This window comes from Streptomyces sp. NPDC002206, from assembly GCF_053593595.1.
This window is the reverse complement of record NZ_JBSFCW010000039.1, coordinates 1-26,715: the sequence shown is the minus strand read 5'-3', so window position 1 is coordinate 26,715 and position 26,715 is coordinate 1. Positions and strand designations below refer to the sequence as shown.

23 protein-coding genes and 1 tRNA gene are annotated in these 26,715 nt (G+C 69.7%); 15 read left to right on the top strand and 9 right to left on the bottom strand.

Annotation, left to right across the window (positions count from 1 at the left end; genetic code table 11):
* Positions 1 to 181 precede the first annotated feature (181 nt).
* The gene (locus tag ACWCP8_RS36065) at positions 182 to 1,468 is read right to left on the bottom strand and encodes an MFS transporter (protein ID WP_352265398.1); all 1,287 of its coding nucleotides are present in this window, start codon (positions 1,466 to 1,468) and stop codon (positions 182 to 184) included.
* A 311-nt stretch (positions 1,469 to 1,779) separates the two neighbouring features.
* The gene (locus ACWCP8_RS36060; RefSeq protein WP_352265637.1) at positions 1,780 to 3,282 is read right to left on the bottom strand and encodes a potassium/proton antiporter; all 1,503 of its coding nucleotides are present in this window, start codon (positions 3,280 to 3,282) and stop codon (positions 1,780 to 1,782) included.
* Positions 3,283 to 3,525: 243 nt separating this feature from the next.
* Between ACWCP8_RS36060 and ACWCP8_RS36055 the strand changes: the two genes are divergently transcribed.
* Entirely contained in the window at positions 3,526 to 6,279 is a 2,754-nt protein-coding gene (locus ACWCP8_RS36055; RefSeq protein ID WP_352265400.1) for a penicillin acylase family protein, read from the top strand.
* A gap of 52 nt (positions 6,280 to 6,331) precedes the next feature.
* Here the strand turns inward: ACWCP8_RS36055 and ACWCP8_RS36050 are convergent, their stop codons facing one another.
* On the bottom strand, positions 6,332 to 6,913 hold the full coding sequence (locus tag ACWCP8_RS36050; RefSeq protein WP_352265402.1) for a 5-formyltetrahydrofolate cyclo-ligase: 582 nt from the start codon (positions 6,911 to 6,913) through the stop codon (positions 6,332 to 6,334).
* A gap of 106 nt (positions 6,914 to 7,019) precedes the next feature.
* Between ACWCP8_RS36050 and galU the strand changes: the two genes are divergently transcribed.
* The 7 genes from galU to ACWCP8_RS36015 all read left to right on the top strand — a co-directional run bounded on the left by galU (position 7,020) and on the right by ACWCP8_RS36015 (position 12,601).
* Positions 7,020 to 7,922, top strand: coding sequence for a UTP--glucose-1-phosphate uridylyltransferase GalU (gene galU, locus ACWCP8_RS36045; RefSeq protein ID WP_352265404.1), 903 nt, complete (start codon positions 7,020 to 7,022; stop codon positions 7,920 to 7,922).
* 4 nt (positions 7,923 to 7,926) lie between these two features.
* Complete coding sequence (gene glp, locus ACWCP8_RS36040; RefSeq protein ID WP_352265406.1) at positions 7,927 to 9,237, top strand: molybdotransferase-like divisome protein Glp; 1,311 nt, start codon at positions 7,927 to 7,929, stop codon at positions 9,235 to 9,237.
* Between the two features lie 124 nt (positions 9,238 to 9,361).
* On the top strand, positions 9,362 to 9,862 hold the full coding sequence (moaC, locus tag ACWCP8_RS36035) for a cyclic pyranopterin monophosphate synthase MoaC (RefSeq protein WP_030926678.1): 501 nt from the start codon (positions 9,362 to 9,364) through the stop codon (positions 9,860 to 9,862).
* Positions 9,859 to 10,476, top strand: a complete 618-nt coding sequence (locus tag ACWCP8_RS36030) for a MogA/MoaB family molybdenum cofactor biosynthesis protein (protein WP_451120539.1) — start codon at positions 9,859 to 9,861, stop codon at positions 10,474 to 10,476. The genes moaC and ACWCP8_RS36030 overlap by 4 nt, the downstream gene beginning before the upstream one ends.
* A 17-nt stretch (positions 10,477 to 10,493) precedes the next feature.
* The gene (locus ACWCP8_RS36025) at positions 10,494 to 11,099 is read left to right on the top strand and encodes a GNAT family N-acetyltransferase (protein WP_352265410.1); all 606 of its coding nucleotides are present in this window, start codon (positions 10,494 to 10,496) and stop codon (positions 11,097 to 11,099) included.
* A gap of 167 nt (positions 11,100 to 11,266) precedes the next feature.
* On the top strand, positions 11,267 to 12,439 hold the full coding sequence (gene sepX, locus ACWCP8_RS36020) for a divisome protein SepX/GlpR (protein ID WP_352265412.1): 1,173 nt from the start codon (positions 11,267 to 11,269) through the stop codon (positions 12,437 to 12,439).
* Positions 12,440 to 12,527: 88 nt separating this feature from the next.
* Positions 12,528 to 12,601 (top strand) — tRNA-Ala (locus tag ACWCP8_RS36015).
* A gap of 245 nt (positions 12,602 to 12,846) precedes the next feature.
* On the opposite strand, the gene ACWCP8_RS36010 is transcribed toward ACWCP8_RS36015, so the two are convergent.
* From ACWCP8_RS36010 to ACWCP8_RS36000, 3 genes are read right to left on the bottom strand one after another with little or no spacing between them, the layout of a single operon-like run.
* On the bottom strand, positions 12,847 to 15,597 hold the full coding sequence (locus ACWCP8_RS36010; protein ID WP_451120536.1) for an alkaline phosphatase family protein: 2,751 nt from the start codon (positions 15,595 to 15,597) through the stop codon (positions 12,847 to 12,849).
* A gap of 4 nt (positions 15,598 to 15,601) precedes the next feature.
* Positions 15,602 to 16,960, bottom strand: coding sequence for an ABC transporter permease (locus ACWCP8_RS36005; RefSeq protein WP_451120534.1), 1,359 nt, complete (start codon positions 16,958 to 16,960; stop codon positions 15,602 to 15,604).
* Positions 16,957 to 17,898 carry an ABC transporter ATP-binding protein gene (locus tag ACWCP8_RS36000; protein WP_451120532.1) on the bottom strand — a complete coding sequence of 314 codons (942 nt, stop codon included), beginning with the start codon at positions 17,896 to 17,898 and terminating at the stop codon, positions 16,957 to 16,959. Before ACWCP8_RS36000 ends, ACWCP8_RS36005 begins: the two co-directional genes overlap by 4 nt.
* Positions 17,899 to 18,229: 331 nt before the next feature.
* Here ACWCP8_RS36000 and ACWCP8_RS35995 point away from each other — a divergent pair, with 331 nt between their 5' ends.
* Together ACWCP8_RS35995 and ACWCP8_RS35990 are read left to right on the top strand one after the other, a co-directional pair.
* Positions 18,230 to 19,015, top strand: a complete 786-nt coding sequence (locus ACWCP8_RS35995) for an SAM-dependent methyltransferase (RefSeq protein WP_352265418.1) — start codon at positions 18,230 to 18,232, stop codon at positions 19,013 to 19,015.
* A gap of 259 nt (positions 19,016 to 19,274) precedes the next feature.
* Positions 19,275 to 20,075 carry an alpha/beta fold hydrolase gene (locus ACWCP8_RS35990; RefSeq protein WP_451120529.1) on the top strand — a complete coding sequence of 267 codons (801 nt, stop codon included), beginning with the start codon at positions 19,275 to 19,277 and terminating at the stop codon, positions 20,073 to 20,075.
* A 19-nt stretch (positions 20,076 to 20,094) separates the two neighbouring features.
* Here the strand turns inward: ACWCP8_RS35990 and ACWCP8_RS35985 are convergent, their stop codons facing one another.
* A complete protein-coding gene (locus ACWCP8_RS35985; protein ID WP_451120527.1) occupies positions 20,095 to 20,580 on the bottom strand; it encodes a GNAT family N-acetyltransferase in 486 nt (161 codons plus the stop codon).
* 50 nt (positions 20,581 to 20,630) lie between these two features.
* Here ACWCP8_RS35985 and ACWCP8_RS35980 point away from each other — a divergent pair, with 50 nt between their 5' ends.
* Positions 20,631 to 21,446: an exodeoxyribonuclease III gene (locus ACWCP8_RS35980; RefSeq protein WP_382837548.1), complete on the top strand. Its 816-nt coding sequence runs from the start codon at positions 20,631 to 20,633 to the stop codon at positions 21,444 to 21,446.
* Here the strand turns inward: ACWCP8_RS35980 and ACWCP8_RS35975 are convergent.
* Both ACWCP8_RS35975 and ACWCP8_RS35970 read right to left on the bottom strand, forming a co-directional pair.
* On the bottom strand, positions 21,436 to 21,717 hold the full coding sequence (locus ACWCP8_RS35975; protein ID WP_267004714.1) for a DUF2087 domain-containing protein: 282 nt from the start codon (positions 21,715 to 21,717) through the stop codon (positions 21,436 to 21,438). The two genes, ACWCP8_RS35980 and ACWCP8_RS35975, sit on opposite strands and share 11 nt — an antisense overlap.
* A gap of 63 nt (positions 21,718 to 21,780) precedes the next feature.
* Positions 21,781 to 22,443 (bottom strand): MerR family transcriptional regulator, encoded by a 663-nt coding sequence (locus tag ACWCP8_RS35970; RefSeq protein WP_451120563.1) that lies wholly within the window; start codon positions 22,441 to 22,443, stop codon positions 21,781 to 21,783.
* A 168-nt stretch (positions 22,444 to 22,611) separates the two neighbouring features.
* Between ACWCP8_RS35970 and ACWCP8_RS35965 the strand changes: the two genes are divergently transcribed.
* The 4 genes from ACWCP8_RS35965 to ACWCP8_RS35950 all read left to right on the top strand — a co-directional run bounded on the left by ACWCP8_RS35965 (position 22,612) and on the right by ACWCP8_RS35950 (position 26,295).
* A complete protein-coding gene (locus tag ACWCP8_RS35965) occupies positions 22,612 to 24,147 on the top strand; it encodes a flavin-containing monooxygenase (protein ID WP_352265425.1) in 1,536 nt (511 codons plus the stop codon).
* Positions 24,144 to 25,088: an alpha/beta fold hydrolase gene (locus ACWCP8_RS35960; RefSeq protein ID WP_352265427.1), complete on the top strand. Its 945-nt coding sequence runs from the start codon at positions 24,144 to 24,146 to the stop codon at positions 25,086 to 25,088. Before ACWCP8_RS35965 ends, ACWCP8_RS35960 begins: the two co-directional genes overlap by 4 nt.
* A complete protein-coding gene (locus ACWCP8_RS35955; RefSeq protein WP_451120524.1) occupies positions 25,085 to 26,014 on the top strand; it encodes an SDR family oxidoreductase in 930 nt (309 codons plus the stop codon). Before ACWCP8_RS35960 ends, ACWCP8_RS35955 begins: the two co-directional genes overlap by 4 nt.
* 86 nt (positions 26,015 to 26,100) lie before the next feature.
* Complete coding sequence (locus tag ACWCP8_RS35950; protein WP_030976780.1) at positions 26,101 to 26,295, top strand: hypothetical protein; 195 nt, start codon at positions 26,101 to 26,103, stop codon at positions 26,293 to 26,295.
* The last annotated feature ends 420 nt before the right edge of the window (positions 26,296 to 26,715 follow it).

The following is a 26,715-nucleotide window of genomic DNA, read 5'->3' as shown; positions in this document are numbered from 1 at the left end:
AACAATCCTCAATGGTAGCTGCTACGGGCCGCTGTTTGCAGTAACGTCTGTCACCTGCCTGAAGGGCAGCGGTCAGGGCTTGGCCGTCGTGGGGGCCGCTGGCCTGAGCGAAAAGCTGCCACATTATGTGGCGGAGGAGTCACACTGACGTATTCCGCTGAGCGAGCGAGCGCATGAATCGTCATTTTCTGGCCGCGACAGGATCGCGGTGAACCGTGCCGCGTGCGGCCATGATGGTCGCGCGGGCCGGTGTCAGCCGCGAACGCAGCGTCACCAGGGCCACGAGTGCCAGTACGGTCCCCACCAGCGGCACCACGAATCCGGCGCTCGCGCCGTGGGCGTCCGCCAGCCGTCCGGCGACCGTCACCGCCGCGGCCTGGCCGAGCGCGACCGCGCCCGTCAGCCAGGTGAACGCCTCGGTCCGGGCGGACGCCGGAACCAGCGCCTCGACGAGCGTGTATCCGCTGATCAGCGCGGGTGCGATGGAGAGTCCGACGAGCAGCCCGAGCCCGGCCAGCAGCGGCACGGAGTGCACGGCCCACAGCCCGGACGCGGTCAGGGTCAGCGCCGCGTACCCGGCGATCAGCCTGCGCCGCGGCCCGCTCTTCCAGGCGATGGCACCGCAGGCGATCCCGGCCAGCATGTTGCCGGCCGCGAAGATCCCGTACAGCAGGCCGTTCGCACCGGGCCGGCCGATCTCCTCGGCGAATGCGGTCAGCGAGACCTGCATGCCGCCGAAGACGGCGCCGATCCCGAGGAACGCCACCGCGAGCACGCGCACGCCCGGTACGGACAGGGCGGAGGTGTGCCGTTCGGAGGCGCCGGACGTGGTGGCGCGGACCGCGGGCTGGGTATGGCGCTGCGCCGCGAAGAGCAGGCCGCCCATCAGCGTCAGTGCGGCCTCCGCGATCAGTCCGGCCGCCGGATGCACCCCGGTGCACAGGGCGGTGGCGAGGACGGGTCCGATGACGAAGGTGAACTCGTCCGTCACCGACTCGAAGGCGGCGGCGGTCGACATCAGGGGCGAGGCCTTCCGGCCGGGTGCCGCGCCGAGCAGGGCCGCCCAGCGGGCCCGCACCATCGGGCCGATCTGCGGGACGGAGGCACCCGTCGGCACTGCGGCCAGGAACAGCAGCCAGAGCGGTGCGTCCGCCAGTGCGAGTGCCGTCAGCGCCGATACGGACGCCGTGTGCACGAGGACTCCCGGCAGCAGTACGGCGCGCTGGCCGATGCGGTCGGCCAGCTTGCCGCTCTGCGGGGCGAACAGTGCCATGGAGACACCGGTGGCAGCGGCGACGGCGCCCGCGCTGCCGTACGAGCCGGTGGTGTGCTGCACCAGCAGGACGATGCCGATGGTCAGCATCGCGAAGGGCTGCCGTGCGGCGAAGCCCGGAAGGAGGAAGGTCCACGCACCGGGGATGCGCAGCAGTTGCCCGTAACCGGGGCGGTCGGAGACCGTGGACGCCACGGTCCATGCCTTTCTGCCGCCTGGTAGCCATGCTTCCGTGGCCGGTCCGCACCTGTGGGTGCCGGTCCCGGACGGGAGCTGCCGAGAGCTGTCCTCTTCGCGCGGAACTGCGGTAGATGCCGGGCGCTCGCAGCAGAGGCGGAGGACGCCACGACCGCCATACGGTCGCGCCAGCTCTGCGTCAGGCAGAGTTGGTCGATCCGGTGTTGACCGGATCTATCGATCTTTGTCGATCACGTTTCCTTCATGCTACAGGGCAGGATCCGGTGCAGGCCTGCGATTGCGGGCAATCACACCTTCGTAGCCTCGGATCAGTGGTGCGTCCTGGTCCTGCCGGTTCCATCGGTGCCGCCGTCGGTCCCCAGCCACCCGGCCAGCTTGCCGCCCTCGCCGACCGCCCGCAGCCGGGCCTCGGCCGTGTCGCGCACCGGATCGGTCGCGACGACCAGCAGTTCGTCGCCCCGCCGCAGCATGGTCGACGGTCCGGGCACGAAGCTCTTCCCCTCCCGTACGACGAGGGTGACGGCCGCTCCGGCGGGCAGTCGCAGTTCGGCGATCTCCACGCCGTGCATCTTCGACTTCCCGGGGATCGCCACCGACAGCAGATGCCCGCGCAGCCGCTCCAGCGGCGCCGACTCGATGCCCAGGTCGGTGGCCTCGGAGGGGTCCTCGGCGATCTTCAGGGCCTTGGCCAGCCAAGGCAGGGTCGGCCCCTGGATCAGCGTGTAGACGACAACGAGTACGAAGACGATGTTGAAGACGTGGGTGGAGCCCTCGATCCCGTGCACCATGGGAATGGTCGCCAGGATGATGGGGACGGCGCCACGCAGCCCCGCCCACGACATGAAGGCCTTCTCCCGCCACGGCATCCGGAACGGGATCAGGGAGATGAAGACCTCCAGCGGGCGCGCCACCACGGTCAGTACCAGACCCACGATGATCGCGGGCCAGAAGTCGTCGAGCAGGTCGTGCGGGGTGACCAGCAGCCCGAGCAGGACGAACATGCCGATCTGGGCCAGCCAGCCGAGCCCGTCGGCGAAGCCGCGGGTGGCGGGCCAGTGCGGCAGCTTGGCGTTGCCGAGGAGCATCGCGGCCAGATAGACGGCGAGGAAGCCACTGCCGTGGACCAGGGCGCCGGCCGCGTACGCGGACACGGCGATCGCCATCACCGCGATCGGGTAGAGACCGGACGCGGGCAGTGCCACATGACGCAGTCCGAACGAGCCGAGCCAGCCGACGGCGATGCCGACGGCCGCGCCGATCATCAGTTCCAGGGCGATCTCGCCGACCAGCAGGTACCAGGTGTCCACCGGCCCCTTGGTCGAGAAGGCCACCACCAGGATCACCACGGGGGCGTCGTTGAAGCCGGACTCGGCCTCCAGCACACCGGTGATCCGGGCAGGCAGCGGCACCTTGCGCAGCACGGAGAAGACCGCGGCGGCGTCCGTCGACGAGACGACCGCGCCGATGATCAGCGACTGCCGCCAGTCCAGGCCGACCAGATAGTGCGCCCCGGCCGCGGTGACGCTCACGCTCACCGCGACGCCGACGACCGACAGCGTCGCGGCGGCGGGCAGCGCCGGTTTGATCTCTTTCCACTTCGTGCCGAGGCCGCCCTCGGCCAGGATCACGACTAGGGCGGCATAGCCGAACACCTGGGTCAGTTCGGCGTTGTCGAACTTGATGTGGAGGATCCCGTCCTGCCCGATGGCGATCCCGATGCCGAGATACAGGAGCAGGCTGGGAAGCCCGCTGCGGGACGAGATGCGTACTGCCGCGACGGCGACGAGCAGGACGAGCGAGCAGACGAGCAGGAGTTCGTTGAGCGCGTGGACAGTCAGTGGCCGTTCCTTCCCTGCGTACGCCTGCCGAGTGGCTCTCCGGCGGCCGGTACTTCATTACCTTACCTAATCTTTAACGCTTTCTTGACGCGTTCGAGTGCTCATGTGATCGCTCCTCGATCCGATGGATCCCGATACCGCGTCGGACCCGCCTCGGTGCTGCGCCTATGGTTGCTCCTGCACTCCCAGGACCACCCTGCCCCTCGAAGGACAGCGATGCCCGCCAACACAACCGCCTCTTCCGGCTCTTCCGGTTCTGCCGGTGCGAAGACCGGCAAGAAGAAGGGGCGACGCGCCCGCCTGATCGTGATCGCCCTGGTGCTGGCGCTTGTCGCGGGTATCGGTTACGGCGCGTACTGGTCCGTAGCGACCGTGCGTGCCTCGTACCCGCAGACGAACGGGTCGGTCAAGATCGACGGTCTCTCCGCCAACGTCGACGTCAAGCGCGACAGCTATGGAATTCCGCAGATCTACGCGGACTCCGACACCGACCTGTTCCGCGCCCAGGGCTTCGTACAGGCTCAGGACCGCTTCTGGGAGATGGACGTCCGCCGTCATATGACGGCCGGCCGGCTCTCCGAGATGTTCGGCTCCGGGCAGGTCGACACGGACGCCTTCCTGCGGACGCTGGGCTGGCGCAAGATCGCGCAGGAGGAGTACGACACCGTCCTGTCCGCGGACACCAAGAAGAACCTCCAGGCGTACGCGGACGGGGTGAACGCCTACCTCAAGGGGCGCGACGGCAAGGACATCTCCGTCGAGTACGCCGCGCTCGGCCTCACCAACGACTACCAGCCGACCAAGTGGACCCCGGTCGACTCGGTCGCCTGGCTGAAGGCGATGGCCTGGGACCTGCGCGGCAACATGCAGGAAGAGATCGACCGCTCGCTGATGACCAGCAGGCTCAGCAAGGAGCAGATCGAGGAGCTGTACCCCGCCTACCAGTACGACAAGCACCGGCCGATTGTCGACCAGGGGGCGATCTCGTCGGTCACCGGCGCGTTCGACCCGGCCGCGGCGTCGTCCACCGGCATCGGCGCGAACACCGTGCAGGGCGCCACGAAGGGCCTGAACACCCAGCTCTCCTCGCTCTCCGACACCCTCGACGAGATCCCCGCGTTGCTCGGCCCGAACGGCAACGGCATCGGATCCAACTCCTGGGTCGTCTCGGGCACCTACACGACCACCGGCAAACCGCTGCTGGCCAACGACCCGCACCTCGCGCCGCAGCTGCCGTCGCTCTGGTACCAGATGGGGCTGCACTGCCGGCAGCTCTCGGCGACCTGCCGGTACGACACCGCCGGATACACCTTCTCCGGCATGCCCGGCGTGATAATCGGTCACAACCAGGACATCGCGTGGGGCTTCACCAACCTCGGCGCGGACGTCACCGACCTCTTCCTGGAGAAGGTCTCCGACGAGGGCTACCAGTACGACGGCAAGGTGAAGCCCTTCGTCACCCGCAAGGAGACCATCAAGGTCGCGGGCGGCGAGAGCCGGCACATCACCGTGCGCGAGACGAACAACGGTCCGCTGGTCTCCGACCGCAGCGGCGAGCTGGAGAAGGTCGGCCAGAAGGCCCCCGTCACCAACGCAGCGCCGGACCGCGGCGACGGTTACGCCGTGGCCCTGAAGTGGACCGCGCTGGAACCGGGTCACTCCATGGACGCCGTCTTCGAGCTCAACCGCGCCAAGGACTTCAAGACCTTCCGGGCCGCCGCCGAGCACTTCGAGGTCCCCTCGCAGAACCTCATCTACGCCGACACCAAGGGCAACATCGGCTACCAGGCCCCGGGGAAGATCCCGGTGCGCAAGGCGGGCAACGGCACGATGCCGAGCCCCGGCTGGGCGTCGTCGTACGGCTGGGAGAAGAACCCGATCCCGTTCGACAAGCTGCCGTACGAGTACAACCCCGAGCGCGGCTACATCGTCACCGCCAACCAGGCCGTCATCGACGAGAAGAAGTACCCTTACCTGCTCACCAAGGACTGGGGCTACGGCACCCGCAGCCAGCGGATCAACGACCTCATCGAGTCGAAGATCAAGGGTGGCGGGAAGATCTCGACCGACGACATGCAGAAGATGCAGATGGACAACACCAGCGAGATCGCCGCGCTGCTGGTGCCCGAGCTGATGAAGATCAACGTCTCCGACAAGAGCGTCCGTGAGGCACAGAAGCTCCTGGAGGGCTGGGACTACACCCAGGAGCCCGACTCGGCGGCCGCCGCCTACTTCAACGCGGTCTGGCGCAACATCCTCAGGCTGGCCTTCGGCGACAAGCTGCCCAAGGAGCTGCGGGTCAAGGGCGAGTGCCTCACCGTCCTCCTGGCCGACAGCACGGGCCCGGTCGACGAGCAGGACAAGCCGGTACGCGAATGCGGCCAGCGCGACACGGACACGGCGCAGCCGGACGGCGGCGACCGCTGGTACCAGGTGGTCGCCAACCTCATGGACGACGAGAACAACGACTGGTGGCAGTCGCCGAAGAACCGCAAGGACAAGGCGACCGAGACCCGTGACGAACTCTTCGGCCGCGCCATGGAGGACGCCCGCTGGGAGCTGACCGCCAAGCTCGGCAAGGACATCTCCTCCTGGAGCTGGGGCCGGCTGCACCAGCTGACCCTGAAGAACCAGACCCTCGGTACCGAAGGCCCCGATGTGCTCCAGCGGGCCCTCAACCGCGGCCCGTGGAACCTCGGCGGCGGCGAGGCCGCGGTCAACGCCTCCGGCTGGAACGCGGCGGGCGGCTACGAGGTCATCTGGGTCCCGTCGATGCGGATGGTCGTCAACGTGGGGGACTGGGACAAGTCCCGCTGGGTCAACCTCACCGGCGCCTCCGGGCACGCGTTCAGCGCGCACTACACCGATCAGACCGACAAGTGGGTCAACGGCGAACTGCTCGACTGGTCCTTCGGGACGAATGCGGTGGCGAAGGGGACGAAGGACACCTTGACGCTCAAGCCGTCCTGACGTTCAAGCCGTCATCGGAAGACGGCGGGCCCGGGGGCGGTTCCGGCCGGGCTCAGACGGTGAAGCGCCGCGCTCCGGCCGGTGTCACCACGGCGTCCACGGGGTGGTCGTGCGGTTCCACAGGAACCTGCGCGACCACCTCGTTGTCGTAGAGCAGGACGACCAGCGCCGGATGCACCCCGGCCGTCGCGAGCCGGGCCAGCACCCGGTCGTACGAACCTCCGCCGCGGCCGAGCCGCATCCCGCGCCCGTCCACCGCGAGACCCGGCAGCAGGACCACGTCCGCGTCGAGAACGGCGTCCGGCCCGAGCCGCGGACCGTCCGGCTCCAGCAGCCCGCGGGCCGCCGGTACGAGGCAGTCGCCACCCTCGTACGCGGCCCAGTCCAGATCGTTGTCCGGGAGGAGCACCGGCAGCAACACCCGTACCCTCCGCGCGCGCAGCGCGTCCAGCAGTGCACGGGTGCCCGGCTCGCGCCCCACCGAGACATAGGCGGCGACGGTGCGGGCCTCGGCCAACTCCGGAAGATTTACTGCACCGCGGGACAGAACCATCGCGGCGTTGTCCACGTCTTCCCTGCTCAGGAGGGATCGCGCGGCAAGCAGTTCACGCCGCAGGGAGGCCTTTCGGGGCATGTCGGTGTTCAACGGGCACCTGCGAATCTCTTGTATGTGCATATACGAGTACAAAGTTAACCGGACGCTCATCTTCCGCCCATGGGCACCGGTTATGGTTGCGCGCATGACTCAGTCGCACCCCAGGATCAGCAAGGCTGTCATTCCGGCCGCAGGGCTCGGTACCCGCTTTCTGCCGGCCACCAAAGCCACTCCCAAAGAGATGCTGCCTGTCGTCGACAAGCCCGCGATCCAGTACGTCGTCGAAGAAGCGGTGGCGGCCGGCCTCTCCGACGTACTCATGATCACAGGCCGCAACAAGCGCCCCCTCGAGGACCACTTCGACCGCAACTACGAACTGGAGTCCGCGCTCACCCGCAAGGGAGACGCCGACCGGCTCCAGAAGGTCCAGGAGTCCAGCGACCTCGCCACCATGCACTACGTCCGTCAGGGCGACCCGCGCGGCCTCGGCCACGCCGTGCTGTGCGCCGCACCGCACGTCGGCGACCAGCCGTTCGCGGTCCTCCTCGGTGACGACCTGATCGACCCGCGCGACCCGCTGCTCGCCCGCATGGTCGAGGTCCAGGAGCGCGAGGGCGGCAGCGTCGTCGCGCTGATGGAGGTCGAGCCGGAGCAGATCCATCTGTATGGCTGCGCGGCCGTCGAGGCCACCACGGACGGCGATGTCGTCAGGGTCACCGGGCTGGTCGAGAAGCCCGATGCGGCGGACGCGCCCAGCAACCTCGCCATCATCGGCCGCTATGTCCTCGACCCCGCCGTCTTCGACATACTGCGCAGGACCGAGCCGGGCCGCGGCGGCGAGATCCAGCTCACCGACGCCCTGCAGCTGCTCGCCGATGACGAGAAGATCGGCGGCCCCGTGCACGGCGTTGTCTTCAAGGGCCGCCGCTATGACACCGGTGACCGGAGCGACTACCTCCGCGCCATTGTCAGACTCGCGTGCGAACGTGAGGACCTGGGCCCGGACTTCCGGACCTGGCTCCGCAGTTTCGTCACCGAGGAGATGTAACACGTTGAGCAGTCCGATCTGGTCGGTGGACGAGCACCTGGAGGACATCCTCGCCGCGGTACGGCCGCTCGAACCCATCGAGCTCCAACTGCCCGAGGCCCAGGGCTGCGTCCTCGTCGAGGACGTCGTGGTGGAGGTCGCCCTGCCGCCCTTCGACAACAGCTCGATGGACGGTTACGCGGTCCGCGTCGCCGATCTCGTGGGCGCCAGCGAGGAGTTCCCCGCGGTGCTCACGGTCATCGGTGACGTCGCGGCGGGCAGCGACGGACTCTCCGGCGACCAGACCGTCGGCCCCGGCGAGGCCGCCCGCATCATGACCGGCGCCCCGCTGCCGGCCGGTGCGGAAGCTGTCGTGCCGGTCGAGTGGACCGACGGCGGTACGGGCGGCGGTCCGGCGGACACCATGCGCGCCCACAGCCACGCCCCGCAGGACGCGGGCGGCGAGGTCCGCGTCCACCGCCCCGTCGCGGCCCGCGCTCATGTCCGGGCCCGGGGCAGCGATGTGCAGCCCGGTGATCTGGCCCTGCGGGCCGGTTCGGTCATCGGGCCGCCGCAGATCGGGCTGCTCGCCGCGATCGGCCGCTCCACCGTGAAGGTGCGGCCCCGGCCGCGTGTCGTCGTCATCTCCACCGGCAGCGAACTGGTGCAACCCGGTGAGGAACTGACCGGCGGCCAGATCTACGACTCGAACAGCTTCGCGCTGACGGCTGCCGCGCGCGACGCGGGAGCCATCTCCTACCGGGTCGGCGCCGTCACCGACGACGCCGACATGCTCCGCGCCACGATCGAGGACCAGCTGATCCGCGCCGACATCGTCGTCACCACGGGCGGCGTCAGCGTAGGCGCGTACGACGTGGTCAAGGAGGCCCTGTCCTCCGTCGGCGACGCGGACGAGCCGGGCAGTGGCATCGAGTTCCGCAAGCTCGCCATGCAGCCGGGCAAGCCGCAGGGCTTCGGCTCGATCGGCCCCGAACACACACCGCTGCTGGCACTGCCGGGCAACCCCGTCTCGTCGTACGTCTCGTTCGAGCTGTTCGTACGGCCCGCGATCCGCACGCTGATGGGCCTGAAGGACGTGACCCGCCCGACGGTCCGCGCCACGCTGAAGACCGACAGCACACTCACCTCGCCGTCCGGCAAGCGCCAGTTCCTGCGTGGCACGTACGACGCCGAGGAGGGCACCGTCACCCCCGTCGGCGGTTCCGGATCGCATCTGATCGCCGCCCTCGCCCAGGCGGACGCGCTGATCGTGCTGCCCGAGGACGTCACCTCCGCGGAGTCCGGCACGGTCACCGAGGTGATCCTGCTCCGCTGAACGCGACCCGGTGGCGGTACGGTGTCTGCCGCTGTGCCTTACCGGGGGACACCCCCCGGGCCCCCGGCCGCACTCCGGTGCAGGCCGAGCGGGCAACCGGCGCCCTACCGCTAGGCGGAGTCCAGTGAGTACGCAGAACAGGCTGACGCATCTCGACGAGGCGGGTGCGGCCCGGATGGTCGACGTGTCGGAGAAGGACGTCACCGCGCGCGTCGCCCGCGCCAGCGGCCGGGTCCTCGTCTCGCCGCGCGTCGTCGAACTGCTCCGTGGCGAGGGAGTTCCCAAGGGCGACGCCCTCGCCACCGCCCGTATCGCCGGGATCATGGGCGCCAAGCGCACTCCCGAGCTGATCCCGCTCTGTCACCCGCTCGCCGTCTCCGGCGTGAAGGTCGACCTGAGCGTCGCCGACGACGCGGTGGAGATCCTTGCCACGGTGAAGACGACGGACCGCACCGGCGTCGAGATGGAGGCCCTGACGGCCGTCTCGGTCGCCGCGCTCACCGTGATCGACATGATCAAGGCGGTCGACAAGAGCGCGGTCATCACGGATGTCCGGGTCGAGTCGAAGTCCGGCGGCAAGTCCGGCGACTACCGGCGCTCCGTGCCGAAGGGCGCGGACGCATGACGGTGCCCGAGGCTGTCCCGTCCGGCGGGCCGGACAGGACGGCGGCGTCCGGCGGCGAGCATGCGGCGTCGCTTCGGGAGCCGCACGCACAGAGCGCGCCCCTCGACGGTGCGCCGCCCGCCCCCCGTTCCGCGCTCGTCGTGACCGCGTCGAACCGCGCCTCGGCCGGTGTCTACGCCGACCGGGGCGGCCCTCTGATCGTCGAGGCGCTCGCCGCGCTCGGCTTCGCCGTCGACGGGCCGCAGGTCGTCCCCGACGGCGACCCCGTCGAGCAGGCCCTGCGGGCCGGGGTGGCCGCCGCGTACGACGTCATCGTCACCACCGGCGGTACGGGCATCTCACCGACCGACCGCACCCCCGAGGCCACCCGCCGCATCCTCGACCACGAGATCCCCGGTATTCCCGAGGCGATCCGCTCCGAGGGCCGCGACAAGGTCCCCACGGCCGCGCTCTCCCGCGGCCTCGCCGGAGTCGCCGGCCGCACCCTCATCGTGAACCTGCCGGGCTCCACCGGCGGGGTGCGCGACGGCCTTGCCGTCCTCGAACGTCTTCTGGTGCACGCCGTCGATCAGCTCCGCGGCGGCGACCACCCCCGACCCGGGAGCCCGAGCTGAACGTCCCGACCTGGCCGGTGATCCTGACGGACGGCGCGATCGCCCTCCGGCCGATAAAGCTGCGCGACCAGCGCGAGTGGCGGGAGGTCAACCGGCGCAACCGCGACTGGCTGCGCCCCTGGGAGGCGACCGTCCCACCGCCCGGCCCGGGCGGTCCGGTGGCCCGGCGCCCCACTTACCGTCAGATGGTCCGCCATCTGCGCTCCGAGGCGAACGCCGGACGGATGCTGCCCTTCGCCATCGAGTACGAGGGGCGCCTGGTGGGGCAGTTGACGGTCGCCGGGATCACCTGGGGATCGATGTGCTCGGGCCATGTCGGTTACTGGGTGGACCAGGAAGTGGCGGGCCGCGGTGTCATGCCGACCGCGGTCGCTCTCGCCGTCGATCACTGCTTCCGGTCCGTGGGACTGCATCGCATCGAGGTGTGCATTCGGCCCGAGAACGGGCCCAGCCGAAGAGTCGTGGAGAAACTCGGATTCCGCGAGGAAGGGCTGCGTCCACGTTATCTCCACATCGACGGTGCGTGGCGGGACCATCTGATCTTCGCGCTCACCGCGGAGGAGGTGCCCGACGGGCTGCTCCGGCGCTGGCACCAGGCACGACGACCCGGAACGCCGCGTTAAATAAAATGAATGTTCGAAATTGATCGCCGCGTGACCGCTAACCAACGCGCAAACGCCGACCGTTGATCCGAACAATCACAAGAAAAGTCCGTGATATCAGCCAGATCGTGCGACACACCGGGCCAATTGGCGGATGCCCCCGTGCAAACCCCTCTACGGTGTGAGACGTGAGCAGCAGCGGCCTCATCTATGCAGTCATCGTCGGGGCCTGGGCCGCCTACTTGGTGCCGATGTGGCTCCGCAGGCAGGACGAGCTCAATGAAGCCCGCCCGACAGAACGCTTCAGCACCGCCATCCGGCTGCTGTCCGGACGGGCGGCGATGGAGCGCCGGTACGCCAAGGAACTGCGGGAGCGCACCACCGAGGAGGCGGGGCCCGACGCCGACCCGGACGTGGGCACGGAACGAGTGGATTCCGTGGACGTCCGGGCCTTCGCCGCGCCTCCGGCGCATACCGAAGCCCGTGTGCACGACCCGGTGCGTGCACCGGAGCGTGCGGCTTCCGCGGCACAGGCGTCCCAGGGTCCCCAGGAGCGGCAGGCCCAGGAGGGACCGGCACACGCGTCCGTGCCCGTACCCGCGCGGCGCGCGCGCCCCGGTGGGATCGATGCGGAGCGTGCCCGGCGTGCCCAGCGCTCGCAGGTGCTGGCGCGCCGTCGGCGCACCACCTCGGTCCTTTTCCTCGCCTTCACCCTCGGCGCGGTCGTCGCGGCGGTCGGCGGCCTCCACTTCCTGTGGGCGCCCGCGGTGCCTGCCGTGCTGCTGAGCACGTACATCGTGCATCTGCGCGCCCAGGAACGGCGCAGGTTCGCCTTCACCATGGACCGGCGCAGGGCGGAGGTGGCGGCGCAGCACCTGCGCGAGAACCGCCACCGCAGGCACCAGCCCGCGACCACGGCCCCCGCCGAGCCCGACGAGGAGCCCGAAGCGCGCCACCCCGAGCTCGAGCCCGCCCCCACGGTCTCGCCGCAGGAAGCGGGCCGTCGCGCGCTGGTCGAGCAGACGGACCACGCGGAGTGGGTCGATCAGCAGCGCGAACGCGGCCGGGCCCAGGGCGACAGCTGGGAGCCGGTCCCGGTCCCGCTGCCGACCTACGTCACCGCGCCCGTGGCCCCGCGCGCCACGGGCGGCGTCGAGGTCGGCAACCCGGAGACCTGGAGCGCGGCCCGCTCCAGCACCGCCGAACCGGCACAGCCGGGCACCACGCCCCCCACCGCACCCCCGGTGGACCCGGCCCCGCGCCAGCGCACCAACCAGTCCCGCCGCACCCGCGACCGCGGCCGGACTCCGCTCTTCGACCAGTACGAGGACGGCGACCGGCCCCGCGCCGCCAATGAGTGAGACCCGCTGCGACGCCGACCAGGCTGACCAGCGGGGGAGCGGATTTCCGGGCACCGCTCCGAGGATGCTAGAGTTTCACTCGTTGCAAGGGCCTGTGGCGCAGTCTGGTAGCGCACCTCGTTCGCATCGAGGGGGTCTGGGGTTCAAATCCCCACAGGTCCACCGCAGCTCAGAGCCCCTACCGGGGAAACCCGGTAGGGGCTCTTTGGCGTCGTACAGCAGCGGAGTACAGCGACCATGTCTGATCTTGTGCACCGAGGCGGACCGTCGCAGCAGCCCACCGCGCGGCGAAGGCTCGATCGGGGTTCCGTGATGGTCCCCATCCTGTAGTTGCCACACAGGGGACAGAAGGAGCCCCTGGCCGGTGGTGACACCTGGCCAGGGGCTCCTTGAGTGATCTGCCTATGTCAGCCGTCGTTCTCCGACGACGGGATGTAGGCGCCCGGTACGTCGTTGGGCGCGTAGATCTTGCTCTCGCCGGGGTACGGCGTCTTCCAGTTGTGCGTCTGGTACCACGTGAAGTGGTTCATCTGCGCGGGGTTGGCGAAGTCGGGCACGGCGTTGGGCCCGGTCAGCCGCTGGTGCGACTTCCACGCGTCCCACTGCGTCGCGAGCGCCTGCTTGTCCGCCGGCACCTTTGCAGACGTCGGCGCGGGCGCCGCCTTGGCGTTCTGCGGCGCCGGGGTGTCCGCGCCGCAGGAGGGCTGGGTGCTCAGGCCGAGGGTCAGCGAGGTCCGGTTGGGCAGCGCGGTGAACGGCGTGTTGTTCGCGTGCTGGGTGAACGCCGCACGCATCGGGGTGGCCGCGCTGTCCTTCTGGTTCATCGGGTGGATCCCGAGGATCTGCTCGATGGTCCGGACCATCGTGATCTGCGAGTAGTAGTGGTTGTCGACGGTGCCGTGCTGGGCCCAGGGGCTGATGATCTGGACCGGGGCACGGTGGCCGTCGACGTGGTCGAGGCCGGCCTGGGAGTCGTCCTCGACGACGAAGATCGCCGAGTCCTTCCAGTACTTGCTGTGCGAGATCTCGTCAACCATCTTGCCGACCGCGAGGTCGTTGTCCGCGACCTGAGCGGCGGCGTTCGCCGGACCACCGGTGTGGTCGTTGGAGAGCCAGAACATGTTCAGGTTCGCCGGCCCGTTCTTCTTGAAGTCCTGCTCCCAGACCTCCTCCTTGTAGATGTCCGGGACACTGGTGTCGAATTTCGGGAAGCCGGGCACCGACACCTTGTTGAGCGACGGTATCGCCGAGCCCGTTTGAATGGGGTAGGCGGTCTTCTGCCCGGTCGCCTGCATGTTCTTGGTGTCGCAGTACAGGTTCTGCCAGGACGCGCCGGACGGCTTGCTCTCGAGCGACTGGAACTCGCCGAAGTCCTTGACTGACTTCCCGGCCGCCTGCACACCGGTCCAGATGAAGCCGGACTTCTGGTGGCCGAGAGCGTCGTCCTCGGTGTCGTAACTGCGCGTGTACTCACCGGCCGAGGACTCGGTGTACTCCGGGTTGTCCGCCTGCATCAGCCAGTTGTGACCCTCGGCGGAGTTCGTGCCGACGTCGTACGTGTTGTCGTACAGCCCGAACTGCGAAGCCAGCGCGTGCTGGTTCGGCGTCACGTTCTCGCCGAACTGCGTCAGTGCCGGGTCGCCGTTGCCCTGCGGCATGTCACCGAAGACCTGGTCGTAGGTCCGGTTCTCCTTGACGATCATGAAGACGTGCTTGATCGTCGAGGGGTCGCCGAGCTTCACGGGGACCGGTACCGGCTTCGCGTCGCCCTTGCCCTGGGTGACCGAGCCGCCGTGCCAGCCGTTCTGAGTGAAGACCTTGCCGGTGTAGGACTTGATGACGCTGTCGTCCGGCAGCGTGAACTGCGTCAGGCTCGACGTCGTGTCGTGGGTGCCGTGCCCGGCCTTGTTGGTGGGGCGGAGGGCGTCGACACCACGGGTGTTGGAGACGACCACGTTCTTGCCCACGGTGGTGATCTCCGCGGGGAAGTAGTCCGTCGGGAGCAGGCCGACGTAGCTGGCCGGCTCCTGCGGGGAGGTGTACCGGTAGACGGCGACCGCGTTGGCGCGGCCGAGCGTCACCAGCAGGCGACCGTCGTCGGTGAGCGTCACCGCGTTGGGCTCGTAGCCGACCGACGCCTCCGGCCACGGCTGGGTGGCGATGGTCTGGACGACCTTGTCGTTGGCGGCGTTGATGACCGACACGTTGTTGTCGGCGGTGTTGGTGACGAACACCGCCCCGTTCTTGGCGTACACCGCGGTCGGGTGCAGACCGACGTCGATGCTCCCGACGGCGGCGGACGGGTCCGCCGGGCTGATGACGCTGACCGTGCCGGTGGTGGTGGCACCGGTGTCCGGGTTGGCCGGCACCTGGGTGCCGTAGGAGTTGATCGTGGTGTCGCCGGCCTTGGCCGGACGCCCGCCCTCGTTGCTGACGTAGAGCTTGTTGCCGACCATGGCGATGCCACGGGGGGCGTTGCCCACGGTCCAGCTCTGCTTCATGGTCCCGGTCGCCGCGTCGATGGCGACCACCCGGTTCTGGCCGTTGACCGCGGAGTACACGGTGGAGCCGTCGGCCGAGAACACCGCCGCACCCACCAGTGCGTGCTTGGAGCCGTCGGCCGGGATCGAGATGGCCGTCGGGTTGGAGAGGGCGCCGTCCGGGTTCACGGTGAACTTGGTGTAGCCGTCGCTCTGGCCCAACCACAGCTGCGAACCATCGGGCGAGTACGTCGGGCCCTCCTGGCCGACAGCGCCGCCCGTGATGCGCAGGTCGACCGTCGAGGAGGTGCCGACGCGCTGCTTCACCTGACCGGTCTTGAGGTCCATGACGACCAGCGACGCATCACCGTCGGCGATCGAGGCCGCGAGATGGCTGCCGTCCGGGCTGACCGAGGACGACATGATCTTGCCGTTGTTGATGACGGTGCGGCTGCCGTACGGGGCGATGTACTGGTTGGCGGAGACAACCTGGCCGTTAGCGGTGACCTGACCGACCTGCTGGGTGCCGAACTGGCTCGTCTGGGCAACAGCGGTGCCCGTGACGGCGAGGGCGACAGCGATGCCCGCCGTTACCAGAGTGGTCCGGCGGCCGACGCGCCTACCGAAAAGGCTGACCTGCTCCTTCTCGTTAATCCGACGCTGCCGTGTTACGTGCATGGAATTATCCCTTCGGGGTGGTGTCGAGCAGTGCGACGTTGCCGTCGAACTGCCAAAGCGGATTCGGTGCGTCCCCGGTCGGGGTCCGGACCAGGAAGTAGCCGTTCACTTCCTTCGGTCCGTCGCCGTCGGCGACGAACCGCCCGTCGGAGGTGACGTCGAGCTGGTAGATGGCCGTCCCTGCGATCTCGACGTCGGGGAGATGCCAGGAGACGACGCAACGCCAGTCGTTGCCCGCCCCCTGGGGGGCGACCTGGCCGCCGCTCTTGTCGCACGTCGCCGTGGCCTTCAGCTGCGCTTCGGTGACGTCGGGGCGCTTGAGCTGCTCGGTCTGCATGCGGTAGAGGTGGGCGAACGCCGTGGCGACCGACCGCTGCACCCTGTCCTGCTCGATTCCGGAACCCAGGGACGGGGTCGCCCCGGCGACGACCGCGACCGTGGCGGCGACCAGTCCGACCAGTGGCAGGAGTCCGGTGGTGATCGCGCGGCGCCCGGAGCCGTCGTAGCTCGGGTTGGTGAAGTCGCGCCGCAGGAAAAGCCAGTAGGCCAGCGCGGTCGCGGTCACGGCCCACACCAGGCTGACCACGATGCCGATCAGGAGCGGGCCCAGCTGTGCCGGGCTGGTGAACAGACCGTTCCAGGCGATGAAGGCATAGCCGGGCAGGGCGAGGCGTACGGCGACGGGCAGCGGCAGCATCTGGGCGAGCTGCATCGCGAGCGCGACGAGCGCGGGCAGCAGCAGCCCCATCGGGGACCGCCCCAGCGTGACGGACCCGAGCAGTCCGATCGCGGCGAGGGCCAGGGTCGGGGCGAGAACGCAGACCCAGGCGAGCAGGACATTGCCGGCGGCGTCCGCCGGCGTCAGCAGGTGGCCGTCGAGGCCGACCAGCGGCTGGTTGCCGACCGTCGCGACCCCGCCGGCCGCGCTGGAACAGGCCAGCCCGGCCACGAGCAGCAGGATGACGGTGAGGCTGGCCAACGCCTTCGCTGCGAAGATCCGTCGAGGCGACCGGACCGCCACGAGCAGGTGGCGCCAGGTGCCGAGCCGGTCCTCGGAGGCGAACACGTCGCCGGCGACCACCGAGGTCAGCATCGGGAGCGCCCAGGTGCCCGCGAAACCGAGTATCACCAGCGGTCCGGCCCACCCCGTGGCGTGCATCCAGCGACCGAAGAGGGTGTCGACGGGGAGCGTGCTCTGCTGGCTGACGGCGGCGACGAAGAGCCCCGGCACGATCCAGCAGGCGAGGACCAGCAAGCGGATCCGCCATTGCGAGACCAGCTTGACCAGCTCGAAGCGGTAGCCACGCGGAATCGAGACACGGCGGGCGCTGGCAACGTTGTCGTGGGTGAGGGCCGCGGTCATCGGCCGGCCTCCTGCTGCTCGGTGAGGGCGAGGAACGCTGCTTCGAGCGGCGACACCACAGGTGCCAGCTCGCGCAACGCGAGGCCCGCGTGGACGAGATGCACCACCAGTTCGTCGAGGGCCGGCATCAAGGCGCGCACGACGAGTACCTCGGCGTCGTTCCGTGCCCCGGTGTCGTCGACGACCCGGATCCCGGCCGTGTCGGCAGCCAGCCGGCGGGCGGTCTGCGGGTCGGAGGTGAGCAGCCGGTAGTCGAGTTCACGGTTCTCCGCGGCCAGCTTGCTCAGCGGGCCGGAGAAGACGACCCGTCCGGTGGCGAGGATGGTGACCTCGGAGCACAGCGCCTCGAGGTCGTCCATGCGGTGGCTCGAGAGCACGACGCCGGTCCCGTCCGCCGCGAGCCGGCTGAGGACCCCGTGGACCTGTTTCTTTGCGGCCGGATCGAGGCCGTTGGAAGGTTCGTCGAGCACGAGCAGCCGGGGCTTGGTGAGCAGGGCGGCGGCGAGGCCGAGTCGCTGACGCATGCCGAGGGAGAAGCCGCGGGTACGGTCGTCGGCGACATCGGTGAGCCCGACCTGGTCGAGCACGTCGTCGATCCCCGTTGTCCGCGCGTCGTGACCGCGCAGAGCGGCCAGCGCGGCAAGGTTCTGCCGGGCGGTGAGTGAGGGGTAGAGACCGGGCCCGTCCACGAAGCCGGCGACCCCGTCGGGAGCGGCGAGCGCCCGGCCGACCGGCGTACCCAGGATCTCGAGGCGGCCGTTGTCGGCGACGGCCAGGCCCAGCAGGAGGCCGAGCAATGTCGTCTTGCCGGCGCCGTTCGGTCCGACCAGGCCGTGGATCTGCCCCTGTGCCACATCCAGATCGATGCCGTCCAGCGCGACGACGTCGCCGAAACACTTGGTGATCCCACGAGCCCGGGCCGCGAGGAGTGTGTCCATGAGTTCCTTCTTTCGGAAGCCACAAGGAACTTAGGTGCGACACACAACGAAGGCGGGGACGGCTGGTTGAACGTTGATGGAACGGGAAGTGGTCGGCATCCGCGGCGTCGATCGCCGTCGGTCCGTAACTCGCGGCTCGTCACGGCCACCGCCGTCCAGGCCGCCGGCCCCGGCTGGTCGCGCGGAGAACAGTGGTCCGTACAACGGTCGAACTCCGCGTCGCCTAGGCTGTTTTCGATCGTCCCGCCCACCAGGTGCTCCCCTCGGGGTGACCTCGCGTCAGGACGAGCCGCAGTTTCCTGCCCGCGATTCCCGTACGGAGGAGCGTCCTGTGACGGCCGGCCCGCTCAACCCCCAGATCGACACCAGCAAACCCCACCCGGCGCGCGTCTACGACTGGCTGCTCGGCGGCAAGGACAATTACCCGGTCGATCAGACGGTGGGGGAGAAACTGCCCCCGGAGGCGCGGGCCAACGCGGCGCGGAACCGGGCCTTCATGCACCGGGCCTCCGCCTGGCTGGCGCACCGGGGCGTCGATCAGTTCCTCGACGTCGGGACCGGCATTCCCACCTCGCCGAACCTGCACCAGATCGTCCAGGCGATCATGCCCACGGCCCGGATCGTCTACGCGGACAACGACCCCATCGTTCTGCGTCATGCGGAGGCGCTGCTCGTCAGCAGCCCCGACGGGGCCACCGACTACATCCACGCGGATGTGCGGCAGCCGGAGCTGATCCTCGAACGAGCCCGTGAACTGCTGGACTTCGACAGGCCCATTGCCCTGTCGCTGATCGCGCTCATGCACTTCCTGCCCGACGACCAGGACCCGTACGGCATCACCCGCACCCTGGTGGACGCCCTGCCGTCGGGCAGCTATCTGGTCCTGTCGCACGGCACGGCCGACCAGCATCCGGAGCTCCGCGCCGAGACCGAGGCCGCGTACAAGAAGGGCGCCATCGCGCTGCGGATGCGCACGCGCAGTGAGGTCGAGCCGTTCTTCGACGGTCTGGATCTCATTGCGCCCGGGCTGGTGCCGGCCGCGGAGTGGTACCAGGAGGAGCCGGCTCCGGAGAATGAACGGAGCGGTTTCTACGTGGGTGTTGCGCGCGTGAAGTGAGCGGAACAGGTGGTGTCGACGCTCTCCGGCGCCGGGTCATGATCCGGTGTCATGTGCCGGCCGGAGGCGGAGGGCGCGCTCCGGCGGACGCGTCCGGACCGCCTTCTCCGCGCGGCTGCACAGCAGTTCGCCGTGGCCGTCGAACGGGGTTGCCGCCTGGATGCCGTCGAGGCGGATGCCGACCACGTGATGGCCGGAGCCGGGTACGGTCCGGGGTGATCGCAAGGGCGTAAGGAACGGTGAACCCAGGGGGATCGGCATGGAGTTCAGCACGAAGAGCGGCACCACCCTCGCGTACGACGACCGGGGGCCGTCCGACGGTCCGGCCGTTGTTCTCGTCCACGGTCATCCGTTCAACCGGACGATGTGGAACCCGCAGGTTGAAGCGGTGGAGCAGGCCGGTCACCGGGTGATCGTGCCGGATCTGCGCGGATACGGGGAGAGCACCGTCGTGCCGGGCCGGGCCCTGCTCGCGGACTTCGCCGACGACATCGCCGCGCTCCTCGACCACCTCGGTGTCGAACGGGCCGCGGTCGCCGGGCTGTCCATGGGCGGACAGATCGCCATGGAGTTCCATCACCTGCACCGCGCCCGGGTCTCCGCGCTGGTCCTCGCCGACACCTCCCCGGTCGCCGAGACCGAGGACGGCAAGGCCTTCCGCAACCGGATGGCCGACCGGCTGCTCGCCGAGGGTCTGGACGGGTACGCGGACGAGGTGATCGACAAGATGATCGCCCCGTACAACGTCACCGGGCTGCCGGACGTCGCCGCGCACGTCCTGACCATGATGCGCACGACCGCTCCCGAAGGGGCTGCGGCGGCTCTGCGGGGCCGGGCCGAGCGGCCCGACTACCGGGAGTCGCTCGCCGGGGCCGAGGTGCCGGTGCTGATCGTCGTGGGTGCGGACGACACGTACACGCCCGTCGCGGACGCCGAGGCCATGCACCGGCTGATTCCGCAATCCGCGCTCGTCGTCGTCGACCGCGCCGGGCACCTGCCGAACCTGGAGCAGCCGGAGCGGTTCAACGCCGCACTGCTCGGGCTCCTCGGAAGGCTCTAGACCAGGACAGAAGCCTGGATCACGACTCCTGGAGCGGTTTGGCGAAGCAGAGGCTGCTCTCGTACGTGCGGTAGTAGCCGAACTTCGTGCAGGGGGTGTAGCCGCTGGAGGTGTACAGCGCGATGGCCTCCGGCTGCTGGTTGCCGGTCTCCAGCACCATCCGGGTGCGGCCTGCCGCCCGTGCGTCCGCTTCGAGGGCGGCGAGGATGCGGCGGGCCAGACCCTGTCCGCGGCCCTCCCGGGTCACGAACATCCGCTTGAGCTCGGCGTCGCCGTCGGAGTAGCCCTCGTCGTTCCGGTCCTGCGCGCGCCAGCCGCCGGTGGCGACCGGTGCGCCCGACTCGTCGTAGGCGAGCAGATACAGACCGTTCGGCGGCCGGAACATCGACGCGTCGAGTGGTGTGACATCGCCCTCGTCCCCGTAGCGCTCGGCGTACTCGAGCTGCACCTCGTCGTTGAGTTTGACGGCGTCGGGGTGGTCGAAGGACCGCGGCTGGATATGCATGCGGAATATGGTACATGTATGCGCCGCCCGTTAATCGGTATGGTGCCGGGATGCTCACCGTGACCAGCGTAAATGTGAACGGGCTCCGCGCCGCCGCGAAGAAGGGCTTCACCGAGTGGCTGGCGCAGACCGGCGCCGACGTGATCTGCCTGCAGGAGGTGCGGGCCGAGCCGCAGCAGCTTGCCGCAGAGGTGCGTGAGCCCGACGGCTGGCACACCGTGCACGCACCCGCCGCCGCCAAGGGGCGGGCCGGGGTCTCGCTCTACACGCGCCGGGCGCCGGAGCGGGTGCAGATCGGGTTCGGCGGGTTCGGGGACGCGGGGAGCGAGGAGTTCGACGACAGTGGCCGGTACGTCGAGGTCGACCTGCCCGGTGTGACGGTGGCGAGCCTGTATCTGCCCTCCGGTGAGGTCGGCACGGAGCGGCAGGACGAGAAGGAGCGCTTCATGGGCGCCTTCCTGTCGTACCTCAAGGGACTCAGGGTGCGGGCCGCGGCCGACGGCCGCGAGGTGCTGGTGTGCGGCGACTGGAACATCGCGCACCAGGAGATCGACCTGAAGAACTGGAAGGGCAACAAGAAGAACTCCGGCTTCCTGCCGGAGGAGCGGGAGTGGCTGACCCGGGTCTTCGACGAGGCTGCATACGTCGATGTGGTGCGGGCGCTCCACCCGGACGAGGAAGGGCCGTACTCCTGGTGGTCCTACCGGGGGCGGGCCTTCGACAACGACACGGGCTGGCGCATCGACTACCAGGTGGCCACGCCCGGTCTCGCCGGGCGTGCGGTGAAGGCATGGGTCGAGCGGGCCGCCACGCATGGCGAGCGGTGGAGCGACCACGCGCCGGTGACGGCCGTCTTCAACCTGTAAGGGTGCGGCGGTAGCTGCTGCCGTCCTTGGGGCGGGTCAGCAGGCCCGCCACCACCAGATAGCGGCGCAGCGCCGAGTAGTCGTCGTGCACCGTCAGCAACGCCTCGTTGACCTCGCGCTCGCTGTACGTGCGGTCCGGCTCGAACAGCGTCCGGGTGAGGTGGACGAGCAGCTGTTCGCGGCGGGCCGGCTTGCGGGGGATCGCGGTCAGCCGACCGCGGGAGAACAGGGCGGCGACCCCGTGTGAACTGCTCGGATCGTTGTCAGGCATGGGTGGAAGCCTGGCGCACGGGACGGGCGCGGGCAACGCAATTTCGGGCGACGGCTCCGAGGGCTACGTCTCCGGCGTCTTCGGCTCCGCGGGCTTCGGCCGGGTGTCGTCGTCGCGGCGCAGTCTGCGGTCGAAGGCCATCGAGAGTTCCGCGTCCACCACCGCGCGGGCGAGCGGGCGGAGTTGGGCCGGTTCGGCCTCGGCGGAGTGGGCCCGCATCACCCCGACGAAGAGTTCGGCGAGCGCGTCCGCGTGTTCGCGGACCCGGCGGCCCGCCGAGAGCACTGTGGAGAGCGGCACCCCTTCCCGTACCAGCTCCGCCGACACCTCCAGGAGGCGGCGGCTGATGTGCACGATCTCGTCGCCGTCGGTGGCGAGATAGCCGAGGTCCAGTGCGGCGGCGAGGTTCTCCGGGGTGACCTCGCCCTCGAAGTAGTCCGCGAGCTGTTCGGGCGTGAGGCGGACCGGGGTCTCCTCGGTCGGTTCGCCCAGTCCCAGCACCTCGGCGACATCGCGGCCGCTCTCGAACGTCCGGGCCAGATCGGCGATTCCGGTGAGGGTGTGGCCGCGCTCCAGCAGGCCGGCGATCGTCCGCAGCCGCGCCAGGTGATGGTCGTCGTACCAGGCGATGCGTCCCTCCCGGCGCGGTGGCGCGATCAGTCCGCGTTCCCGGTAGAAGCGCACGGTCCGTACGGGGATGCCGGCCGCCCTGGCCAGCTCCTCCATGCGGTATTCGCGGTGCTCGCGTCCTTCAGCCACAACGGCACCCTATGTTGTACCGCCGGTAACTTTCCCTTGCCCGACCCCTACCCATCGGTACGGAGCTGCTCTACTCTCCCCACAATGCCAGTGATTGCTGGCAGAGTCGTGTGACGTACCGCGGGAGGCGGCAGCATGGCCCAGCACGAGCATGTACGAGTGGCGGTGATCGGATCCGGATTCGGGGGCCTGGGGGCCGCGGTCCGGCTGCGCCGCGAAGGCATCACCGACTTCGTCGTCCTGGAACGCGCCGACTCCGTCGGCGGCACCTGGCGCGACAACAGCTATCCGGGCTGTGCCTGCGACGTACCGTCCCACCTCTACTCGTTCTCGTTCGCCCCCAACCCGGAGTGGCCGCGCACCTTCTCCGGGCAGGAGCACATCCGCGCCTACCTGGAGCGTGTCGCCGACACCTTCGGGCTGCGTCCGCACATCAGGCTGGGTCACGAAGTGACGATGATGCGGTGGGACAACGACGAACTGAACTGGACGATCGAGTCCGCGAACGGGACCACGATCGTCGCCGATGTCGTCGTCTCCGCGACCGGCCCGCTCTCCGACCCGAAGATGCCGGACATCCCCGGTCTCGCCGACTTCCCCGGCAAGGTCTTCCACTCGGCCCGCTGGGACCACGACTACGACCTGACCGGCAAGCGCGTCGCCATGATCGGCACCGGCGCCTCCGCCATCCAGATCGTGCCGTCGATCCAGCCGAAGGCCGGGAAGCTGACTCTGTTCCAGCGCACCCCGCCGTGGGTCATGCCGCGCATGGACCGCAGCATCAGCGGTGCCGAGCGGTGGCTGCACCGCACGCTGCCGTTCACCGGCGCCGCGCGCCGCGGACTGCTGTGGGGCATACGGGAGTTGCAGGTCAGCGCCTTCACCAAGCACCCGAACGAGCTCGGTCTCGTCGAGAGGATAGCCAAGTCCAACATCGCCCGGGCCATCAAGGATCCGGCGCTGCGGGCCAAGCTGACCCCCTCGTACCGCATCGGCTGCAAGCGGATCCTGCTCTCCAGCGCCTACTACCCGGCTCTCGCCCAGCCCAATGTGGATGTGGTCGCCTCCGGGCTGACGGAGGTGCGCGGCTCCACCGTGGTCGCCGCCGACGGTACGGAGACCGAGGTCGACGTGATCATCTTCGGCACCGGCTTCCATGTGACGGACATGCCGATCGCCGACCGGGTCGTCGGCGCGGAGGGCATCACGCTCGCCGAGTCCTGGAAGGACGGCATGCAGTCGCTGCGGGGCGCCACCGCGGCGGGCTTCCCCAACTGGATGACGATCATCGGCCCCAACACGGGGCTGGGGAACTCCTCCATGATCCTGATGATCGAGTCCCAGCTGAACTACATGGCGGACTATCTGCGCCAGCTGAACGTCCTGGGCGGACGGGCCGCGCTCGGTGCGCGGAGGTCGGCGGTCGGGGCGTGGAACCGGCGGGTCCAGGAGCGGATGAAGCGGACCGTCTGGAACACCGGTGGCTGCACCAGCTGGTATCTGGACGCCAACGGGCGCAACACCACGGTCTGGCCGGGAACGACAGGTGAGTTCCGCCGGGCGACACGGATGGTGGACCTCGGGGAGTACGAGGTCATCCGGCCCCGGAAGGCTGATGCCGCCGAGACCGTCGTCGTCGGGAAGTCCGTCGCCGAGGAGGTCGCGCGATGAGCCGGCTGCTGCGACGCGAGGACGCCCCGCCGGTGCCCGCGCGCGAACTGACCGCCGTCTCCGCCGACGGCTCCCGCATCCACGTCGAGGTGTACGGGCCGGACGGCGCCCCAGCGGTGGTGCTGGCGCACGGCTGGACCTGCAACACCCACTTCTGGGCCGCGCAGATCCGGGACCTGGCGGTGGACCACCGGGTAGTCGCCTACGACCAGCGCGGACACGGACGTACGCCCGCCGTCGGTCCCGAGGGATACAGCACCGAGGCGCTCGCCGACGACCTCGAAGCGGTGCTGGCCGCCGCTCTCGCCCCCGGCGAGCAGGCGGTGCTCGCCGGGCACTCCATGGGCGGCATGACGCTGATGGCCGCCTCGCGGCGGGCCGGGCTGCGTGAGCACGCGGCGGCCGTACTCCTGTGCAGCACCGGCAGTTCGCGCCTGATCGCCGAGTCGCTCGTCCTGCCGATGCGGGCCGGCGCCGTCCGGACCCGGATGACCCGCGCGATTCTCGGGGCGCGGGCCCCGCTCGGGCCGGTCACACCCGTCTCGAAGCGGATTCTCAAGTACGCGACGATGGGCGCCGGTTCGGCGCCGGAGCGGGTCGAGTCCTGTGCCAGGATCGTGCACGCCTGTCCGCGGGCGTCACGGGTCGCCTGGGGGCATGTACTCGCGGAACTCGATCTCGACTCGGGGATACGGGAGTTGCGGGTGCCCACGGCCGTGATCGCCGGCACGGAGGACCGGCTGACGCCGCCCGTCCACGCCCGTGCCCTCGCGGCCGCGCTGCCCGACTGTCTGGGACTGACCGAGCTGGCGGGCATGGGCCACATGACACCGGTCGAGGCGCCGGAGGCGGTCACCGCGAAAATCCGGGAACTGGTCGCCGGGTATGTCACCCCTGTCACCGGCACGGTCAGTGGCAGTGTTGAGGAGGAGGTCGTATGAGCGGCAGGCGCAGTCTCGAAGGACAGGTCGTGGTCGTCACCGGCGCGGCGCGCGGCGTGGGCGAACTGCTGGCCCGCAAGCTCTCGGCGCGCGGTGCGAAGCTGGCACTGGTCGGCCTGGAGCCGGACGAGCTGAAGAAGGTCTCCCAGCGGCTGCACTCGGAGAGCGACCACTGGTACGCGGACGTCACCGACCATGTGGCGATGGCGCAGGTTGCGCAGGAGGTGAAGGAGCGGTTCGGCAAGGTCGATGTCGTCGTCGCCAATGCGGGGGTCGCCTCGGGCGGGCCGTTCGTCGACTCCGACCCGGAGTCGTGGCGGCGGGTCATCGAGGTCAATCTGATCGGCGGCGCGGTGACGGGGCGGGCCTTCCTGCCCGTACTGATGGAGAGCCGCGGTTACTTCCTGCAGATTGCGTCGCTTGCCGCGATCACTCCGGCGCCGATGATGACCGCGTACTGCGCGTCGAAGTCGGGCGTGGAGGCGTTCGCCCACAGCCTGCGGGCGGAGGTCGGCTACCGGGGGGTGAAGGTCGGCGTCGGCTATCTGTCCTGGACGGACACCGACATGGTGCGGGGCGCCGACGAGGACGACGTCATGCGGGAGTTGCGGCAGAGGCTGCCGTGGCCGGCGAATCGCACGTATCCGCTGGGCCCGGCGATCGACCGGATCGTGGCCGGCATCGAACGGCGTTCCGCGCATGTGTACGCGCAGTGGTGGCTGAGGGGCATGCAGTCGGTACGGGGCTACCTGCCGGCGGTCATCGGGGCGGTCGGGCAGCGCGAGATGAAACGGTTCGGGCCGCGGCTGGGGGGCGTGAGCAAGGGCCTTGTGGGGGCCGGGGGTGCGGCGGACGAGAGTGCGCGGGGCGTGGGAGGAGCGGGGGGTGCGCGGGGTGCGCGGGGTGCGGGCACTCAGCGTGACTGATCGAAATGCGTGGGATGTCCTGCCGTGTAAGTCTGGTCGAGGCCCTTACGGGGCTACCCCCAAGCACCCCACTAGGAGTGAACAGCATGGGTATCGCAGACCAGTTCAAGGACAAGGCGCAGGAGCTCGCCGACCAGGCGAAGAAGAATGTCGGCGACAAGAAGGGCGACGCGCGCCAGCGGTCGTCGTCCGAGGCGTCGGAGCGCGGGCGTGACAGGGCCCAGAACACGTCGCGGAACGCGGCGCGGGGCACGCACGACCGGATCGACGACGAGTCTTGACTTGATCGTTGGTGACCTGCGCGGAGGCGTGGTTTGAGGCTTCGCGCGGATGAGGGGCGCGCCCGGGAGACCGGGCGCGCCTTTCGCGTGCGTGGGGGTTTTCGTTCCCCACCCCGCCCCTTCCCGAATCCGGGGGCGAGCCCCCGGCCCCCCTTTGTCCTCAATCGCCGGACGGGCTCACATTGCCGTGACCGGACGGGTTCACAAATTGCCGTCGCCGGGTGGGCTCACGAATTGTCGTCGGGGGACGGGGCTCACGAACTGTCGTCGGCGGACGGGTTCACAGTGCGGTCGCCGGACGGGTTCACAAATTGCCGTCGACGGGTGGGCTCACACATTGCCGTCGGCGGACGGGGCTCACGAGTTGTTGTCGTCGTCCGGGTTCACGAGCTGTCGTCGGGGGGGGGGGGGGGGGGGGGG

What these genes read in the sequence shown, in the direction of transcription:
- ACWCP8_RS36055 (WP_352265400.1), top strand. Translation starts at nt 3,526, where the DNA reads ATGCCCGCCAACACAACCGCCTCTTCCGGCTCTTCCGGTTCTGCCGGT.
- ACWCP8_RS36050 (WP_352265402.1), bottom strand. Translation starts at nt 6,913, where the DNA reads ATGCCCCGAAAGGCCTCCCTGCGGCGTGAACTGCTTGCCGCGCGATCC.
- galU (WP_352265404.1), top strand. Translation starts at nt 7,020, where the DNA reads ATGACTCAGTCGCACCCCAGGATCAGCAAGGCTGTCATTCCGGCCGCA.
- ACWCP8_RS36030 (WP_451120539.1), top strand. Translation starts at nt 9,859, where the DNA reads ATGACGGTGCCCGAGGCTGTCCCGTCCGGCGGGCCGGACAGGACGGCG.
- ACWCP8_RS36010 (WP_451120536.1), bottom strand. Translation starts at nt 15,597, where the DNA reads ATGCACGTAACACGGCAGCGTCGGATTAACGAGAAGGAGCAGGTCAGC.
- ACWCP8_RS36005 (WP_451120534.1), bottom strand. Translation starts at nt 16,960, where the DNA reads ATGACCGCGGCCCTCACCCACGACAACGTTGCCAGCGCCCGCCGTGTC.
- ACWCP8_RS36000 (WP_451120532.1), bottom strand. Translation starts at nt 17,898, where the DNA reads ATGGACACACTCCTCGCGGCCCGGGCTCGTGGGATCACCAAGTGTTTC.
- ACWCP8_RS35990 (WP_451120529.1), top strand. Translation starts at nt 19,275, where the DNA reads ATGGAGTTCAGCACGAAGAGCGGCACCACCCTCGCGTACGACGACCGG.
- ACWCP8_RS35985 (WP_451120527.1), bottom strand. Translation starts at nt 20,580, where the DNA reads ATGCATATCCAGCCGCGGTCCTTCGACCACCCCGACGCCGTCAAACTC.
- ACWCP8_RS35980 (WP_382837548.1), top strand. Translation starts at nt 20,631, where the DNA reads ATGCTCACCGTGACCAGCGTAAATGTGAACGGGCTCCGCGCCGCCGCG.
- ACWCP8_RS35975 (WP_267004714.1), bottom strand. Translation starts at nt 21,717, where the DNA reads ATGCCTGACAACGATCCGAGCAGTTCACACGGGGTCGCCGCCCTGTTC.
- ACWCP8_RS35970 (WP_451120563.1), bottom strand. Translation starts at nt 22,443, where the DNA reads ATGGAGGAGCTGGCCAGGGCGGCCGGCATCCCCGTACGGACCGTGCGC.
- ACWCP8_RS35965 (WP_352265425.1), top strand. Translation starts at nt 22,612, where the DNA reads ATGGCCCAGCACGAGCATGTACGAGTGGCGGTGATCGGATCCGGATTC.
- ACWCP8_RS35960 (WP_352265427.1), top strand. Translation starts at nt 24,144, where the DNA reads ATGAGCCGGCTGCTGCGACGCGAGGACGCCCCGCCGGTGCCCGCGCGC.
- ACWCP8_RS35955 (WP_451120524.1), top strand. Translation starts at nt 25,085, where the DNA reads ATGAGCGGCAGGCGCAGTCTCGAAGGACAGGTCGTGGTCGTCACCGGC.
- ACWCP8_RS35950 (WP_030976780.1), top strand. Translation starts at nt 26,101, where the DNA reads ATGGGTATCGCAGACCAGTTCAAGGACAAGGCGCAGGAGCTCGCCGAC.